The organism is Citrobacter sp. wls826, from assembly GCF_005281245.1.
Lineage (GTDB): Bacteria > Pseudomonadota > Gammaproteobacteria > Enterobacterales > Enterobacteriaceae > Citrobacter > Citrobacter braakii.
Map to the genome: position 1 here is coordinate 32,223 of NZ_SZWS01000027.1, position 17,329 is coordinate 49,551.

Below are 17,329 nucleotides of genomic sequence, written 5' to 3' on the forward strand. Positions count from 1 at the left end.
TCCAGACTGTGCTCAATATCGCCAGAGCCGTTGAGCAGCAATACCCGGTTACGCGTCGTACCCTGACCGTTAACGGCGCGGTCGCCAGACCAATCACTCTTACCGTCCCTATCGGAATGTCTTTACGTGAGGTTCTGGCGCTGGCCGGTGGTGCTACCGTTGACGATCCCGGTTTTATTAACGGTGGCCCGATGATGGGCGGCCTGATTACCTCACTGGATACCCCAGTCAGCAAGACCACCGGGGGGCTGCTGGTTTTACCAAAGTCTCATGCGTTGATTCAGCGGCGGATGCAGGATGAACGCACCGTGCTTTCCGTCGCAAAAACCGTTTGCGAGCAGTGTCGTCTGTGTACGGATTTGTGCCCAAGACATTTGATCGGCCATGAATTATCGCCGCACCTGCTGGTTCGCGCGGTTAATTATCAGCAGGCGGCCACACCGCAGTTACTGCTCACAGCCCTGACCTGTTCAGAATGCAATGTATGTGAAAGCGTAGCCTGTCCGGTTGGGATTTCACCGATGCGAATCAACCGCATGCTTAAACGCGAGCTACGGGCGCTCAACCATCGTTATGAAGGGCCGTTAAATCCTGAGGATGAAATGGCGAAGTATCGGCTTATTCCGGTGAAGCGCCTTATTACCAAACTGGGCCTTAGCGACTGGTATCACGATGCGCCACTGGCTGAGACTGATTATCCCACAGATAAAACGACGCTGTTGCTACGCCAGCATATTGGTGCCAGCGCCATCCCATGTGTACAGCAGGGCGAACACGTTGTTCGCGGTCAATGCGTTGCCGATGTGCCGTCCGGTGCATTAGGGGCACCTGTCCACGCCAGTATTGACGGTATTGTCAGCGAAATTACTGAGCAATCCATCACGGTAATAAGAGGTTAATCATGTCTCAGGCTATAGGGATTTTAGAACTCACCAGCATTGCCAAAGGAATGGAAGCTGGCGATGCCATGTTAAAAAGCGCGAATGTGAATTTACTGGTCAGCAAGACCATCTGCCCGGGCAAATTTCTGCTTATGCTCGGTGGTGACGTAGGCGCAATACAACAGGCGATCGCCACCGGAACTTCTCTTGCTGGCGATATGCTCGTTGATAGTCTGGTACTACCCAACATTCACGCCAGCGTACTTCCTGCGATCAGCGGACTAAACAGCGTGGATAAGCGTCAGGCCGTGGGCATTGTTGAAACATGGAGCGTTGCGGCCTGCATCTGCGCCGCCGACCGTGCGGTTAAAGCCTCCAATGTCACGCTGGTACGCGTCCATATGGCATTTGGTATCGGTGGCAAGTGCTACATGGTTGTCGCTGGCGATGTGTCTGATGTGAATAACGCAGTGACAGTTGCCAGTGAAAGTGCGGGTGAAAAAGGTCTGTTGGTTTACCGTTCGGTCATCCCTCGTCCGCATGAAAGCATGTGGCGACAGATGGTGGAGGGATAATGGAAAGACAACCCACCACGGATCGTATGATTCAGGAATATGTTCCTGGCAAGCAGGTTACGCTGGCGCATCTTATCGCTAATCCGGGTAAAGATTTGTTCAAGAAACTGGGATTACCAGAGTCGGTTTCCGCAATCGGTATTCTGACGATTACCCCCAGCGAAGCCTCAATCATCGCCTGTGATATCGCCACGAAATCCGGGGCGGTAGAGATTGGTTTTCTCGACCGTTTTACCGGCGCAGTGGTACTGACAGGCGATGTTTCCGCTGTTGAGTACGCGCTGAAACAGGTAACCCGGACGCTGGGCGAAATGATGCGTTTTACCGCCTGTCCCATCACCCGGACATAATCTCATGAAACGCATAATGCTAATTGGCCCCAGCCAGTGCGGTAAAACGTCACTCACGCAGTGCATGCGGGGAGAGGCGCTTCATTATCAGAAGACCCAGGCCATTGTCTGGTCTCCCACAACGATAGACACTCCGGGTGAATATCTCGAAAACCGCTGCCTGTACAGCGCGCTGCTGGCCAGCGCCTGTGAAGCAGACATCATCGCGCTGGTTCTCAATGCTGACGCGCCGTGGTCACCTTTTTCTCCAGGTTTTACTGGCCCGATGAACCGACCCGTTATCGGCCTCGTCACCAAAGCCGATTTAGCCAGCCCGCAGCGTATTTCTCTCGTGGAGAGTTGGCTAGTTCAGGCTGGCGCGCAACAAGTATTTGTCACCAGCGCGCTGGAGAATACCGGGGTCGATGAGATGTTCATTTTTCTGAATGCAAAGGAACCTTCATGTCTCACAAAATAATGGCCATTAATGCAGGCAGTTCCTCGCTTAAGTTTCAGCTCCTGGCGATGCCGCAGGGTGAAATGATTTGCCAGGGACTGATCGAGCGTATCGGTATGTCTGATGCGCAGGTCACCCTAAAAGCACCAGCGCAAAAATGGCAGGAGACTTTGCCCGTAGCCGATCACCGTGAAGCAGTAACGCTGCTACTGGAAAAACTGCTCAGTCACAATATTATCAGCAGTCTGGAAGAGATCGACGGCGTAGGCCATCGCGTCGCACACGGTGGAGAATCCTTCAAAGATTCCGCGCGGGTAACTGATGAAACACTGGCGGAAATCGAACGCCTTGCGGAACTGGCACCGCTTCATAACCCGGTTAATGCGTTGGGGATTGCGGTATTTCGCCAGCTACTGCCGAAAACGCCGGCCGTTGCGGTTTTTGACACGGCTTTTCATCAGACCCTTGATGAGCCTTCTTTCATCTATCCCCTGCCCTGGCGCTACTATTCAGAACTGGGTATTCGTCGTTATGGTTTTCATGGTACCAGCCACAAGTATGTCAGCGCTCAGCTTGCTGAAAAGCTGGGCGTGCCGCTCAGCGCCCTGCGGGTTGTTTGTTGTCATCTGGGCAACGGCAGCAGCATCTGCGCTATCAAAGGCGGACACTCGGTGAATACCTCCATGGGTTTTACGCCGCAGTCTGGCGTAATGATGGGCACGCGAAGTGGCGATATTGATCCATCCATTCTGCCGTGGATTGCCCTGCGTGAAGGCAAAACCCCGCAGCAGCTCAACCAATTGCTCAACAATGAGTCCGGATTACTCGGAGTTTCTGGTGTTTCACCCGACTACCGGGATGTTGAACATGCCGCAGATACGGGCAATCACCAGGCTGCACTGGCATTGACGCTTTTTGCCGAGCGGATTCGCGCCACTATTGGCAGTTATATTATGCAGATGGGTGGTCTGGATGCGCTGGTGTTTACCGGGGGAATTGGTGAAAATTCAGCGCGTGCTCGCGCCGCGATTTGCCACAACCTGAATTTCTTAGGTCTGGCCGTTGATGAAGAAAAAAATCAGCGTAACGCCACCTTTATTCAGACGGAAAATGCGGTGGTTAAAGTGGCGGTGATTAATACCAATGAAGAGCTGATGATAGCCCAGGACGTTATGCGTTTAGCGATATCAGAAACTGTGACATTGGGCATTCCCGCCTGATATTGCCGCACCGCAAATTGCGGCAAATCATGGTAATAGCGCGATCGCCATGACACTATGCGCCGAGGATTGCTGAACACAAAGGTGAAGACGTGGCTGTTGCGCAATGTCCCGCATCGTGCGGAGAACTTATCCAGGGCTGGATTCTGGGCAGTGAGAAACTGGTCTCCTGCCCGGTCGAATGGTATAGCACCGTTGAGGTCACTTCAGGCTCACCGCTGACACATGAACGTCCACTTTCTCGGGCAATGGTTGACAGGTTATTACAGCACTGGCAGTACCCGGCGCATCTCAGTCAGGATATCCGGATAGATGTTCAGTCAACCATTCCCATCGCGAAAGGAATGGCCAGCAGCACTGCGGATATTGCCGCCACGGCCATCGCCGCAGCGCATTATCTGGGTCATCAACTGGACGAGCCAACACTGGCACAGCTTTGCGTTTCTCTGGAGCCAACCGACAGCACCGTTTTTCGTAAGCTAACCCTTTTCGATCATAACAACGCTTCCACGCAAATTGGTTGTGAAGCTCAGCCTCAACTCGATCTGCTGGTTCTCGAAAGCCCTGAAACATTGCGTACCGCGGATTATCACCGTATTCCACGTCATTCCGGCTTGCAGGCGGGAGCTGCGGCCCTCCAACGGGCATGGGAAAAAGTACAGGAAGCCTGTATTAGCCAAAATCCTTACCGGTTGGGAGAAGCGGCTACGCTTAGCGCAATCGCCAGCCAATTGCTGTTACCAAAGCCGGATTTTGATTCACTATTAGCACTGGTGGAAGAATGTGATTTATACGGCGTCAACGTCGCGCACAGCGGCAGCGTAGTCGGACTGATGCTGGACAGAAATCGTCATGATGTGGATTACATTAAATGGATGCTGACGCAGAAAAAACTTACTATTCACTGGCCAGAACAGCATTTGTTACGCATGGTAACGGGCGGGGTCGAACTGCAATAAGGGTCGCCGCACGGCAGCGACCCGAACAAGCATAAAATCGTTACTCGGCTTTCGCTTCGCCGTTTTTCACTTCGCCCATGGCTTTCAGCTTTTTAGAGATATCGCGGCGTTCTTTAGAGATCTCGGCGTTTTTGATGATGTAGTCATCAACACGATCTTCATAATCGCTTTTCATGCTGGCAATGATGCCCTGAATCGCTTCCACGCTCATACCAGGCTTGATGTAGTCGCTCAGGTTGTCCAACAGCAGAACGCGTTTCTGGTTGTCACGGATCTTTTTCTCAACGTCCTGGATTTCACGTTGCAGTTTGTTTTTACGACGGAACAGACGAACAAATTCCAGCACGTCCTGGAAAGAAGGCTTGGTAGTTTCCATTTTTACACCCCTGATAATGTGAGATTCGGATTCGTTAAAACAACGGCTAAAGTGGGTCAACATTACTTTCATGCCCGCCATACTTCAAGTTGCATCTGCATCGACAATGCATGGTTGAAACCTGAGTTATCGAGGGTAAAGCCATTGCAGTTACCAATGGTTTTAGCCTTTTTCAGTATCATACCTCTAATCTTTGCTGAATCGAAGCAGCAGTAGAACCAATCCCCTCATCTGCTCTTTATTTGCGCAGTGCGCGACAGATTAAATGTGAGAGTAACTCCAGTTGTCGAGCCATCTCCATGTTCAACCAAACGTAGCCGTGAATGGGCGTTTCTGCGACATTATCGCCTTTATGCTCAGCAATAAGCTGACGCAGCTCTGCCACGGTGTCATTGAGCTTTTCCGTATTGGCAAGCACCGGCTGCGGATTACCTTCATACAAGGCGTGGGTTATTGTCAGTAGTGCCTGCTGGGTCCTGAGCTGAGTTTCACGCAGAGTATGCGCATTCAACATGACAAAGTGGCTGGTACGGCTGGCCCACAGCGCATTAATTTGCAGCTCGAGCATGCAGACCAGATTGCGATTCACCGTCTGAATAGCCTCAAAGATCGATTTTTGAATGCGGGTTTCCTTGCTGGCAGGAGCGATGAGCCCACGCATTTTGACAACGTCGCTCAACAGTTGTTGTAAATGCTTTTCCAGCCGCGGTTGCTCGAGCAGATTGGGGGATAGCGCGGCCTGATACACCCGATTGTACCCCGTGACACAATGCGCCAGTTGGATACGCCAGTGTATAAATGCCCGCTGCGGCCAGATGCCGGTAAACAGCATCGCCAGTAACGACCCCAGAATAACATCACCACCGCGCCATAACGCGGTATTCATATCTCCGGCAGGCGCACCCACGACCACGGCAAGCGTTATGCCAATCAGCAGCGCCTGGTACGGCCTTTTACCCAGCGCCAGCCAGCCGCAGAGAAACATCGCTACCGCGCACCATATCAGCATTAACGGCAGCGAGAAGAGTTCCAGACGCAGGGCAACCAGTCCCAGGACCGAGCCCAGGATCGTGCCACCTATACGTTCAAAGGCCCTGGGAACAACGTTACCCCAAAAAGATATTGGCCCCATAATCACCACCAGCGTGATCAGAGGCCATGTACCTTCGGGAATGTTTAACAGGCGTACCAACAGAAAAGTAAGGAGAAACGCCAGCGCAATGCGAATACCATGCACCACACGATAATGACGATACAAACGAATTTCAAAAGGACTCAGCGATTTGTCTGCACGCACTCATGCACTCCGTCAGGGAATAGCAAAGAAGCGAATTGTACCTGTTTTTAGCGTGAAAAGATCATCCTGATTTACACCCCAAACAGTTACTTCGTCTGCACTGGCACGTACATTTCAATGTCCCAGTAACCGTCCTCCATGCCATTGTTCATATAAACTTCAAAGCAGGGTTTAGCGGCTATCGTATAAGTCGTATCCTGCAACAGGCGCTCGAAGAACTGATACCAAGGCGTCGCAAAATCGTGATTCTCAACGCGCGCAACAGCGACAGCATAGTCGCCACCCGCCAGTTCGGTGAGGATCACCCCTTCGCTGTTTTCCGGGATTTCAAAACCTTCAGGCACAGAAACCACGGTATCACAGCGCAGTTTTTCCGCAGGAACAACATCAGGGTTGTCGTAATAAACGGCTATCCATTCCAACGGTACAATCTGTTTTCCGTCGACCCACTTCATTAATTGCTCAAACCCCTGCTTCACCGTTTGTTCCCACGGTCCAACCATATGGAAACCGGCAATCATGCGTTTATCGACCTGCTTTATCTCGTACTCCATACAACCTCCACTGTTACACTGTATTTATATACAGTGTAATTTCTGGTTATGTCGGCCACAAGGAAATAGTGATTATTATGTGAGCAGATTCGCACTCTTGCCAGTCAGACGCATCAGGAAAAACTACGCCTTGTGGTGGAAATAGTCGCTCAGGCGCGAGAAAACGCCGCCTTCGCTGACGGATTCCAGCGTAACCAGAGGCCAATGCGCCACCAGCTTATCCCGATCGTAGAGTTCAATTTCCCCCACACGTTGATGCGCAGCGATGGGAGCAACCAGCTCTTTCTTATCAAGGACATATTTTGCTTTGATGTTAGGGACTTCTGCTTTAGGCAGGGCCATCCAGAAATCCTGCTCGGTTCCGAGGCTGATTTTTTCTTTATCGCCATACCAGATCCGTTCAGTGCCAACCTGCTTACCGCTACGCAAAACCTGCACTGTATCGAAGTTGTGTTGCCCCCATTGCAGCAGTTTACGCGCCTGATCTTCGCGCCCTTTCGCACTCTCCGCACCCATCACCACTGCAATCAGACGGCGCTGACCATCGACGGCGGAAGCAATCAGATTAAACCCGGCACCGGACGTATGCCCTGTCTTCAGGCCATCTACGTTCATGGTTTTATCCCACAACAAACCGTTACGGTTTTGCTGTGTGATGCCGTTCCAGGTAAGGCTTTTCTCACTGTACATATGGTAGAAATCCGGTTCCCCGTGGATGATAGCGCGAGACAGCACGGCCAGGTCGTACGCCGAGCTATGCTGACCCGGCGCATCCAGACCATGTACCGTTTCAAAATGGGTGTCCTGCAGGTTCAGTTTTTGCGCATAGTTGTTCATCATCGCGACAAACTGCGGCTGCCCTCCGGCGATGTAATCCGCCAGTGCCACGCAGGCATCATTACCGGAATCAACAATTAACCCACGGCTGAGGTCGCGTACCGAAACGCGATCCCCTTCTTTCAGGAACATCAAGGATGAACCGACAAATACCGGATTATCTTTTGCCCATGCATCGCGCCCGACGGTCACAATATCTGTCGGACTAATACGCTTGCTGTCAATTGCGCGATCGACAACATAGCCAGTCATCAGTTTCGTCAGGCTGGCAGGATTGCGCTGCTGGTGTTCATTACCGGCTGTCAGGATTTGGCCCGTGGTGTAATCCATTAACACCCATGCCCCGGCAGTAATCGCAGGAGGTTGTGGGGCGAAGCTCACGGCATCGCTCGCCCAGGCGGGCGAAAAACTCATCGTTAATAGTGAAGCGGCAATAAACAAACGGCGTTTCAACAGCATGTCCTCAGGAAAGGGAGAAATAGCCGTTCTTTTTACGGAAGTTCTGTCGAACAAACATGGATAAATTGCAAGAAAATGTGACATAAGGCACATTTTCTTGCTATCAGGAAAGGGTTTCAGAGACAAATCTCGCCGGAGCTACCCTTTACGCGGCGCGGTCTCTGCATGATGACTGCGATGGCGGTGATAACCATCGATCATACTGCGAAAAATTTGCCCCGGTGTGTCACCCAGCGTGCACAGGTAAATATGCGCGCAGATGAACAGTAAGCCCACAATCGCTAACGCCATATGCAGCACCAGCATCACCGGCCCCGCCCCTACCACCTGCGGGTAGAGACATAGCAACCCGGTGATGATCAGTAGTGGAACCAGTGCGTACATGATGGCCAGGTAGGCCAGCTGTTGCAGCGGGTTAAATTTGTCCTCTGCCGTTGCGGCAAACGGGTGCGGCTCACCTTTCATAATGCCATACAGATAAAAGCGTGTTTGCAGTAGGCAGCGTGATATCAACCCGCTAAATTTCACGCGATAATGGCAGCCGTTGCCGCTGGTTGCGTTTATTAACACAAAGCCAATCCAGAAGGCCAGCAATGCGAAGCCACACCAGGTATGTACCTGCACCATTAAGGCCACCGGTCCGACAGAAAAGTGGCCAAACAGGCCGCTCAGCAGAAGCAGGATAAAGAGCAGCGCATTACCCCAGTGCCAGCGGCGGACCGCCAGCGAATAAAGGTAGTCCCGATGCTCTTCCCCGGTTGCCGTTTTGGGCGCCAGCATCCGACGTAACAGCGCGTGCGTTACCAGGCCCGCAATCATCAGCACAATAATAACGCCTGCATAAATGAGCCACAGCGGCCAGTAGTCCGGCGCATAGTTAAGCTCTGCTCCCCAGATAGAATTCATACATTACCCTCCTGATGGATCTCTTTACGCCGATAGACACTTACCGGGCCGCTACGCGTATCCTGCTGGCGATAAACCTCTTTTTGATTAATCCAGTGCTGAATTTCCGGGTCATCGCGACGACCAAATTTCAGCGCATCCGTCGGACAAACGGAAACGCAGGCTGGCGATTGTCCGACCTCCAGGCGAGTATCGGCGCAGAAGTTACATTTGTCGGCAATCCCCGTTTGTGGGTTGAGGTAGCGGACATGGAACGGGCAAGCGGCGACGCAGTAGTCACAACCAATACAGCGAGACTTATCCACTTGCACAATGCCATTTTCGTCACGAAATGAAGCACCGGTAGGACAGACGCTGACGCACGGCGCATCTTCACAATGCTGACAGGAAACGCGAACAAACTGGAAGTGGGACAGCACCTCGGGTTCATGTTCGGGTGAACGGATCTGCACTTGTAGGCGACTAAATCCCTCCGGCACGTCATTCAATACCTTGCAGGCAACCGTACACGCCTGACAGCCAATACAGCGTTTCTCGTCATGCAGCATGACATAAGGGTTTGTTGATTGATTCATGATGTTCTCCTTTCTCATGCCCGACGAAGCGTGACGCCAGCGGTGTGCACCACCGTACCGGAAACCGGACTGGTAACATGCGGAAGCAAATTACCGCAGTGAATACCGTGCGTCGTCGCCGCGGTTTTGGCTCCCGCCTTGGCGCCAAATCCCATATAAACGAACAGCGTATCGGGTCGTATTCCGGCAGTAACCAGCGCTTTGCCTTTTTCCTTACCGGTCGCATTTTCCAGCCAAATCTCATCGCCGTTTTTGATGCCTTTTTCACGGGCCGTTTGCGGGTGGATCCACACCGCGTTATCCCACATCAGCTCACTCAGCAGTGGTACATATTGCGTCGCGCCGTTGGTATGCACCGCCACTTTTCCCTGAATAAAATAGAGTTCATTGTCGCCTTTGAGGGCAAAATTGCGGGCGCGCGGAATACCGTAGCCAGGCAAAAGTGCTTCCAGCTCTTCAGAGTAGAGTTCAATTTTTCCAGACGGGGATTTAAAGCGCAGTTGCTCGCCATAGGTACCGTCGCCGTCAACCGCCACCGCGCCCGGATAACGCGCCACAAACTGACGCACTGCTTCAGGTTCCCGCAGCAGCAGCGGAATCCCCCACTCCAGATATCCTTTCTGACGCAGTTCAGCGGAAAGCGCATGATCGCCATTAAGCTGGTACAGCTGCCGTGTCTGCATATCCTGCCAGGGGTAGAACTGCCCAAGGCCTAACTGCACGGCCAGCTCTTTCCAGATTTGCCAGCTCGGACGCGCATCCCCAATCGGTTCTACAACCTGCTGGCGCAGGGCATAGGCCGGATTCAGGCCCGACATGTCAGAGACTTCTTCATCACGTTCAAGGTAGGTGCATTCGGGTAACAGATAATCGGCATATGCCGCGCTTTCGCTTAAATAGACATCGCAACTGACCACCAGATCGAGTTGTTCGACGGTTTTGACCAGATCAGGCCGACAGGTCACGGTTTGGAAAGGATTGTGGCGGGACATGATCCATCCCTTCACCGGATAGGGTGTCTGGTTTAACACGGCATCGATGATGCTTTGCACCACGCCGCCGCCCGCCGCGATGTACTTGAATTGTGGGGCAACCAAATCGATGCGCTGCGCCGTTGGCTTGGGCAATTTGGCATCAGGTTTTGCCAGCACCGGAGCGACCTTCTCTCCGGCCAGCTTATTGTAGGTTGCCGCGGCTTTTTTCTGGTACAAGCCCCCTTCACGCTCAATATTTCCCAGCAGCGCATTGAGGGTGAAAATCATACGCCGCATATCAATTTCTTCTTGCGAAAACGTCGCGCGATGGCCAGGGCTGACGATAGCATGAGGCGCACAGGCGGCCATTTCGCGGGTGACCCGAACAATAACATCAGCAGGCACATCAGCTTGATTTTGCGCCCATTCCGGCGTGGTCTCTTGTACCGCTTCGGCCAGTTGGTCAAACCCTGTGGTGTAGCGCGCAACGAAGTCCGCGTCATACAGATGTTCATTAATCATGACGTGACACATGGCCATTAACACCGGCAAGTCGCCGCCCGGCTTGAGCGCATGCCATTCATCCGCCTTGCTGGAGAAAACTGACAAACGGGGATCGAAGCTGACCATTTTTGCGCCCTTTTCCTGCGCGGTCATCAGTTCATGCGTTTCGGCAACCTCAATACCTTCATAGAGATTGTGGCCAAAAGAGACCATATAACGGGTATTGGCGATATCCATAGCCAAATCGCCGCCCATCATCACTTTGGCGGCAATCGATTTTCCGGCAGGGCATGTCGACGCATGCGTAAAGGTGTTTGGCGATCCAAACGCCGTTGCCAGCTGAAATAAATGACCCGAAAGCGAACCGGATTTGGAAGAGAATACGACCCCCTGAGGACCATGCTGCGCTTTTATTGCCGTCATTTTTTCGGCAATTTCTTTGTAAGCCTGTTCCCAACTAATAACCTGCCATTCTCCGCTGCCGCGAGGCCCTGTGCGTTTCATGGGTTTGACAATACGGTGCGGGTCGTTGACCAGGCTAACACCACTGCCTCCTCGCGCGCAGACACGCGTGCCTTGTTGAGGCGCATTAGGGTTCCCCTGAATAAAAACCGTCTTGTTATTAATTACCTGTGCCTGTATTGGGCAACGATAAGAACACATTTCGCACAAGCTTGGCGTCAGAGATGTTTTCCCCTTAATGCTCTCTGGAGAATTTCGCGCCAGTGCGCCTGGCGGAAAACTGCCTATCGCGCAGGCTGAGCAACCGATACCCACTCCTCGCAAAAAATTACGCCGACTAATGCTCATATAACCTCCTGTTATTAGATATATCCAATTATTATATGGTGTTTAAATTATTAATTTTTAACCTCACTCACATTTCATTAGAATATAGAGCAGCTAACCGCCAAAATAAAAACCCATTGTTTATAAAAGAATTTTAAAATTTCCAGAACACAACAAATCAGCACCAAATAACAATAATGGTTCTCATTTATATTATTTATCAGCTCATAGATTTCAGACAATTTATTCCAGTAATTTCCCTTAACAGTGCAAAATTTATTAATCAATTCTATTAAAGCCTGTTCATCTCAATTTTATTGCGTACATCATTCAGCATTGATAATCGCTTTGCTGATTACCTCGCTATTTTTTGGTATTCTTGGACGAGCGCTAAATTGATCCCGGACATAACTGAACAATGAATGACGGCAAGCAGCAACCTGGTTTTCTCTTTCACGATTACGAGACCTTTGGTACCCATCCGGCGCTGGACAGACCCGCGCAATTTGCGGCTATCCGCACAGATAGCGATTTCAACATCATCGGTGAACCTGAAGTCTTTTATTGCAAACCCGCAGACGACTATCTGCCGCAGCCTGAGGCGGTGCTGATAACCGGTATCACACCGCAGGAAGCGCGTGAAAAAGGAGAAAATGAAGCCGCCTTTGCTGCGCGCATCCACGCCCTGTTCACCGTGCCGAAAACCTGTATCCTGGGCTATAACAACGTGCGCTTCGATGATGAAGTAACGCGCAACATCCTGTATCGCAATTTCTACGATCCCTATGCCTGGAGCTGGCAGAACGATAATTCACGCTGGGATCTGCTGGATGTGATGCGCGCCTGCTATGCCTTGCGTCCTGAAGGAATTAACTGGCCGGAAAACGACGACGGCTTACCCAGCTTTCGCCTGGAGCATTTGACCAAAGCCAACAGTATTGAACATGCCAATGCCCACGATGCGATGGCCGACGTATACGCCACAATTGCGATGGCGCAATTAGTGAAGTCGCGCCAGCCGCGCCTGTTTGATTATCTCTACAGCCATCGCAATAAGCACAAGCTGGCCGCACTGATTGATGTCCCGCAAATGAAGCCGCTGGTCCATGTTTCGGGGATGTTCGGCGCATGGCGCGGCAACACCAGTTGGGTGGCGCCTTTAGCCTGGCATCCTGAGAATCGCAACGCGGTGATTATGGTCGACTTAGCCGGTGATATTTCACCGCTGCTTGAACTGGACAGCGACGCGCTGCGTGAGCGGCTCTACACTGCTAAAGCTGATCTGGGAGATAACCCAGCCGTGCCGGTTAAACTGGTGCACATCAACAAATGCCCGGTACTGGCACAGGCGAATACCTTGCGCCCGGAAGATGCCGATCGCCTTGGCATTAACCGCCAGCATTGTCTGGATAATCTCAAAATACTGCGCGAAAACCCGCAGGTTCGCGACAAAGTGGTGGCCATCTTCGCCGATGCGGAACCCTTTACGCCATCAGATAACGTAGACGCACAGTTGTACAATGGTTTTTTCAGCGATGCCGATCGTGCCGCGATGAAAATCGTTCTGGAAACTGAGCCGCGCAATTTACCGGCGCTGGATATCTCCTTTGTCGATAAGCGCATTGAAAAGCTGCTGTTTAACTACCGCGCACGTAACTTCCCCGGAACGCTGGATGAAGCCGAACAGCAGCGCTGGCTGGACCATCGTCGTCAAATATTCACGCCGGAGTTTTTGCAAAATTACGCCAATGAATTGCAGATGCTGAGCCAGCAATATGCAGATAACAAAGGGAAACTGATGCTGCTGAAGTCACTCTGGCAGTATGCGCAAGAGATTGTATAACTCCCACGTATAAAAAAACCGGAGAACATGTCTCCGGTTTTTTTTATCTAAATACAGTTATTACGCGATATCTTCGTCGTACTGTGGCACCGGGTTACGGAAGCTTTTGGTCACGCAAGCCAGGTAAATCAGACCAATAGCGGCCCAGATCAGCCCCAGAACCATTGAGCTCTCTTCCAGGTTCACCCACAGCGCACCAACGGTCAGCGCACCGCACATTGGCAGGAACAGATACTGGAAGTGGTCTTTCAGCGTCTTGTTACGCTTCTCACGGATCCAGAACTGGGAGATCACCGACAGGTTAACGAAGGTAAACGCCACCAGCGCACCGAAGTTAATCAGCGCCGTCGCCATCACCAGGTCGAAGTTAATTGCCAGCAGAGCAATCGCACCAACCAGAATGATGTTCATGGACGGAGTACGCCATTTCGGGTGGACATAACCGAAGAAACTTTTCGGGAACACACCGTCACGCCCCATCACATACATCAGACGCGCTACGCCTGCATGCGCCGCCATACCTGACGCCAGTACGGTAATGGTAGAGAAAATCAGCGCGCCGACCTGGAAGAACTTACCAGCGACATACAGCATGATTTCCGGCTGCGAAGCGTCCGGATCCTTGAAGCGTGAGATATCCGGGAAGTACAGCTGCAACAGATAGGTGGAGACGATAAAGATCAGGCCACCAATCAGCGCGGTCAGGAAAATCGCCCGCGGGATCACACGTTCAGCGTCTTTGGTTTCTTCAGACAGGTTGCTGATACCGTCAAAACCGGTGAACGAGAAGCACAGGATAGTCGCTCCCGTGATCATCGGGATCACATGCGCATCACCTGACCAGAACGGACGGCTGCTCGCCAGCGTACCGGCACCTTCCCCTTCGAACACGCCATAAACGACCATGCCGAGGATCACTGCAATCAGCACCACCTGCAACAACACGATGACGGTGTTGAAATTCGCAACAGATTTCAGGCTGCGCAGGTTAAAGGCGGTCATAAAGGCCACCAGCGCCACCACGAATATCCATGACGGTATCGACGGCACCAGAGCTTCAAAATAAATTTTCGCCAACAGAATGTTGATCATCGGTGCGAACAGGTAGTCCAGCAGTGATGACCAACCCACCATAAAGCCAACGGTCGGGCTAATGGATTTCTGGGCGTAAGTGTAGGCAGAGCCTGCAGACGGATAGCGACGCACCAGTTTACCGTAGCTCAGTGCGGTAAAGAGGATGGCGATCAGTGCAAAGGCGTAAGCTGTCGGGACGTGACCATCGGTCATTCCTGATACGATACCGAATGTATCGAACAGCGTCATCGGCTGCATATAGGCAAGGCCCATCATGACAACCGGAACCAGCGTAAGCGTTTTACGTAATTCCACGCGAGAGGTGTTTGGAGTAGCGTTATGCGACATGGTTATCCCCCATTACGGCGAAAACCGTCGCGTAAGCAAAAAATTGCCCCATTTTTTGTTAATCCTCAGCGACAACAACTGTCGATTTTTAAGTAAGTATCTATCCGGTACGAAGCCCGGCCTCTTTTATGAATGATTGGTTTGATGCAAAAAAATAACCGACGCGTATTAAAACGTCGGTTAATGTCATTTTTTGCAAGCGGCGTATTTTGCACTAATTTGGAGAGAAATAACAAGAGATTGAAGCTACTACAAAAGAATATTTTTTCTTAACTGATTGATTTATCAGCAGCCGTTTTAACATACATCCCCGCAATAGCACTATTTGCTAAAATCTCATCCCGCCACCAGGCACTGGCCAACCCGGCAGTCTGTTCATTCCAACCTATCCACACGGGTTCAAAGATAATTTGTGCGACCACCTTTTTCTCAATCAGAGCGCCACTCTCCAGAAATCGCTGTGCCAGGTAGCGCGGAATATAGCCGCATCCCAGACCACTGATTTGCAGTTCCAGCTTGGTTTTGAAGTCAAAAACGGTGATGGCTTCCTGATCGTCAAGCACCTGGGAGCCGGAGACGTTGGCATGCTGTGCATTGTCGCCCACCACAATCGCGCGAAAACGCCGAATAGTGCGACGATTCAACGGCTCCTGTTCCTGCGCCAGCGGATGATGCGACGCAACCACAAACACCTGCTCCAGAACCCCTAGCTGCGCAAAGCCAAATTCGCTCGCTGCAGGCGGCTCATGCGTGGCGCCGACAATAATATCCGCCCGCCCCTGAGTGAGGGCATCCCAGGAGCCGCCCAGCACGCCATTGATAAATTTCAGGCGCGTCACACTGTGGTGTTGATAGAAAGATTCGATGAGTGGGGCCAGCAGCGAAAAGGGAAACGTATCATCTACGCCAATAACCAGTTCATTCTCCCAGCCTTCGTGAAGTTTAATCGCCTGCTTTTCGAGTTCGCGGACGGTGTGCAACACCTCCCGCCCCTTTTCCAGCAGCATCTGCCCGGTACGGGTAAACTTAGCCCGATGTCCGCTGCGATCGAGTAGCTGAATATTAAGATCGCTTTCCAGCTTATGGACGGTGTAGCTAAGCGCAGACGGCGTCTTAAACAATTTTGCCGACGCCGCAGCGAAACTGCCCTCTTTTTCCAACGCATCGAGGATGATAAGAACGTCCAGCAGTGGTTTCATACTCGCCCCCTGGCGGTATCAGCGGCACTCTGCTGGTCTGTCACTCCATCGGCATCACCAGCGGGTCAGGATACTGGTACTCAAACCCAAGCTCGTTACAAATACGGTTGCCATCAATGACTTTACCTTTACCGTTATCCTCATTGCCACGAAATTCCGGCGGCTCCATCCCCAACTGGCGGGCCATCTGTGGATAGAACACATTGCGCGCCGGATGCATAGGCGCACATATATTATAGATGTGTCCCCCTTTTGGCGCTTGCAGCAGCAAAGAGATGGCGGCAACCACATCATCCAGATGCACCAGATTGACGCCATGGTGTCCATCTGGCGCTGTCTTGCCAGCGAAAAAACGACCGGGATGTCTTCCCGGGCCGACAAGTCCGGCCAGGCGCAAAATATCCACCGAAGTGCCGGGTAAATTGTGCAACCAGTCTTCAAGTTCTTTCAAAACGCGACCACTTGCCGTGACCGGGTTACGCGGAGTCCCTTCTTTCACGATGCCTTGTGCATCGCCATAGACCGACGTCGAACTGGTAAAAATAATCCGCGGGATACGGTACGCCAGCGCACTGTCGACCAGCTGCTGCATAGCCTGCAGGTAAAATGTCTCCCCCGGACCGCTACGGCGCGCAGGTAGCGTAATAACCAGCGCGTCGGCGTCCATCAGTGCGTCGAGATCGTCTGTCTCACAGACCAGTTCAGGCTCCAGGCGCAGCGAGTAGCTCTCTATACCACTCATGCGGGCCGCTTCCACCCCATCCAATGTGGTTTTGCTGCCGGTAACCTGCCAGCCTCTCGCCGCCAGCGACATAGCTAACGGCATGCCTAACCAACCTAAACCGACAATTGCGACCTTTTTCATGCCTTCTCTCCTGACTTTTGGCCTATAACGCAAGGCTACGCTAGCCCACAGTGGCTGACAATTCATAGTATCAATATGAAATGAATTAATGATCAAAAAAAGCCCTTGCTTTCCGTAGCTAAAGTGGTTTAGGTTAAAAGACATCAAATGAATAAACATTCATCGAGAAAATTTATGACACGCGCTCAATTCAAACACCATCATCACCATCATCCTGACTAGTCTTTCAGGCGATGTGTGCTGGGAGACATTTAAATCTTCCAGCGGTGCATGAGCGTATGAGAAAGCCCCCGGAAGATTTCTTCCGG

Annotated in this window: 18 protein-coding genes, 1 pseudogene and 1 other annotated feature; of the genes and pseudogenes, 8 read left to right on the forward strand and 11 right to left on the reverse strand. The window is 51.9% G+C overall.

From position 1 onward, the window contains the following. From pduS to FDW87_RS06115, 6 genes are all read left to right on the forward strand, one after another. Window positions 1-899, forward strand: an 899-nt coding sequence (gene pduS / locus FDW87_RS21935; RefSeq protein WP_252363038.1) for a cobalamin reductase PduS, incomplete at its 5' end; no start/stop codon positions are given. A 2-nt stretch (window positions 900-901) separates the two neighbouring features. Continuing rightward, a complete protein-coding gene (gene pduT, locus FDW87_RS06095) occupies window positions 902-1,456 on the forward strand; it encodes a propanediol utilization microcompartment protein PduT (protein ID WP_046275683.1) in 555 nt (184 codons plus the stop codon). Beyond that, window positions 1,456-1,806 (forward strand): propanediol utilization microcompartment protein PduU, encoded by a 351-nt coding sequence (pduU, locus tag FDW87_RS06100; protein ID WP_016156881.1) that lies wholly within the window; start codon window positions 1,456-1,458, stop codon window positions 1,804-1,806. The genes pduT and pduU overlap by 1 nt, the downstream gene beginning before the upstream one ends. A gap of 4 nt (window positions 1,807-1,810) precedes the next feature. Further along, the gene (gene pduV / locus FDW87_RS06105; protein ID WP_046275682.1) at window positions 1,811-2,263 is read left to right on the forward strand and encodes a propanediol utilization protein PduV; all 453 of its coding nucleotides are present in this window, start codon (window positions 1,811-1,813) and stop codon (window positions 2,261-2,263) included. Further along, complete coding sequence (locus FDW87_RS06110; protein ID WP_016156883.1) at window positions 2,248-3,462, forward strand: acetate/propionate family kinase; 1,215 nt, start codon at window positions 2,248-2,250, stop codon at window positions 3,460-3,462. Before pduV ends, FDW87_RS06110 begins: the two co-directional genes overlap by 16 nt. 92 nt (window positions 3,463-3,554) lie before the next feature. Beyond that, the gene (locus tag FDW87_RS06115; protein WP_137379526.1) at window positions 3,555-4,421 is read left to right on the forward strand and encodes an L-threonine kinase; all 867 of its coding nucleotides are present in this window, start codon (window positions 3,555-3,557) and stop codon (window positions 4,419-4,421) included. Between the two features lie 40 nt (window positions 4,422-4,461). Here FDW87_RS06115 and FDW87_RS06120 read toward each other — a convergent pair whose 3' ends face one another. The 7 genes from FDW87_RS06120 to phsA form a co-directional block, all read right to left on the reverse strand. Beyond that, window positions 4,462-4,797, reverse strand: a complete 336-nt coding sequence (locus tag FDW87_RS06120) for a DUF496 family protein (protein WP_003834176.1) — start codon at window positions 4,795-4,797, stop codon at window positions 4,462-4,464. A gap of 238 nt (window positions 4,798-5,035) precedes the next feature. Next, window positions 5,036-6,094, reverse strand: coding sequence for an FUSC family protein (locus FDW87_RS06125; RefSeq protein ID WP_016156885.1), 1,059 nt, complete (start codon window positions 6,092-6,094; stop codon window positions 5,036-5,038). An 86-nt stretch (window positions 6,095-6,180) separates the two neighbouring features. Further along, window positions 6,181-6,648 (reverse strand): DNA gyrase inhibitor SbmC, encoded by a 468-nt coding sequence (sbmC, locus tag FDW87_RS06130; protein WP_137379527.1) that lies wholly within the window; start codon window positions 6,646-6,648, stop codon window positions 6,181-6,183. A 123-nt stretch (window positions 6,649-6,771) separates the two neighbouring features. Continuing rightward, window positions 6,772-7,944: a serine-type D-Ala-D-Ala carboxypeptidase DacD gene (dacD, locus tag FDW87_RS06135; protein ID WP_094761558.1), complete on the reverse strand. Its 1,173-nt coding sequence runs from the start codon at window positions 7,942-7,944 to the stop codon at window positions 6,772-6,774. Between the two features lie 138 nt (window positions 7,945-8,082). Continuing rightward, the gene (gene phsC / locus FDW87_RS06140; RefSeq protein ID WP_032319018.1) at window positions 8,083-8,850 is read right to left on the reverse strand and encodes a thiosulfate reductase cytochrome B subunit; all 768 of its coding nucleotides are present in this window, start codon (window positions 8,848-8,850) and stop codon (window positions 8,083-8,085) included. Then, window positions 8,847-9,425 carry a thiosulfate reductase electron transport protein PhsB gene (gene phsB / locus FDW87_RS06145; protein WP_016153548.1) on the reverse strand — a complete coding sequence of 193 codons (579 nt, stop codon included), beginning with the start codon at window positions 9,423-9,425 and terminating at the stop codon, window positions 8,847-8,849. Before phsB ends, phsC begins: the two co-directional genes overlap by 4 nt. Window positions 9,426-9,439: 14 nt before the next feature. After that, a complete protein-coding gene (phsA, locus tag FDW87_RS06150; RefSeq protein WP_075848381.1) occupies window positions 9,440-11,713 on the reverse strand; it encodes a thiosulfate reductase PhsA in 2,274 nt (757 codons plus the stop codon). Window positions 11,714-12,110: 397 nt separating this feature from the next. Between phsA and sbcB the strand changes: the two genes are divergently transcribed. Then, the gene (sbcB, locus tag FDW87_RS06155) at window positions 12,111-13,535 is read left to right on the forward strand and encodes an exodeoxyribonuclease I (protein ID WP_137379528.1); all 1,425 of its coding nucleotides are present in this window, start codon (window positions 12,111-12,113) and stop codon (window positions 13,533-13,535) included. Window positions 13,536-13,595: 60 nt separating this feature from the next. Here the strand turns inward: sbcB and plaP are convergent, their stop codons facing one another. The 4 genes and pseudogenes from plaP to FDW87_RS06175 all read right to left on the reverse strand — a co-directional run bounded on the left by plaP (window position 13,596) and on the right by FDW87_RS06175 (window position 17,021). Next, window positions 13,596-14,957 (reverse strand): putrescine/proton symporter PlaP, encoded by a 1,362-nt coding sequence (gene plaP / locus FDW87_RS06160; protein WP_016153551.1) that lies wholly within the window; start codon window positions 14,955-14,957, stop codon window positions 13,596-13,598. After that, on the reverse strand, window positions 14,947-15,009 hold the full coding sequence (gene yoeI / locus FDW87_RS23280) for a membrane protein YoeI (RefSeq protein WP_099045591.1): 63 nt from the start codon (window positions 15,007-15,009) through the stop codon (window positions 14,947-14,949). The genes plaP and yoeI overlap by 11 nt, the downstream gene beginning before the upstream one ends. 162 nt (window positions 15,010-15,171) lie before the next feature. Next, window positions 15,172-16,156, reverse strand: a pseudogene (locus tag FDW87_RS06170) (LysR substrate-binding domain-containing protein). Between the two features lie 40 nt (window positions 16,157-16,196). Next, window positions 16,197-17,021, reverse strand: a complete 825-nt coding sequence (locus FDW87_RS06175; RefSeq protein ID WP_046275334.1) for an SDR family oxidoreductase — start codon at window positions 17,019-17,021, stop codon at window positions 16,197-16,199. A 174-nt stretch (window positions 17,022-17,195) separates the two neighbouring features. Here FDW87_RS06175 and hisL point away from each other — a divergent pair, with 174 nt between their 5' ends. After that, entirely contained in the window at window positions 17,196-17,243 is a 48-nt protein-coding gene (gene hisL / locus FDW87_RS06180; RefSeq protein WP_100250077.1) for a his operon leader peptide, read from the forward strand. Continuing rightward, window positions 17,219-17,329, forward strand: a sequence feature (His leader region). It overlaps the preceding gene by 25 nt.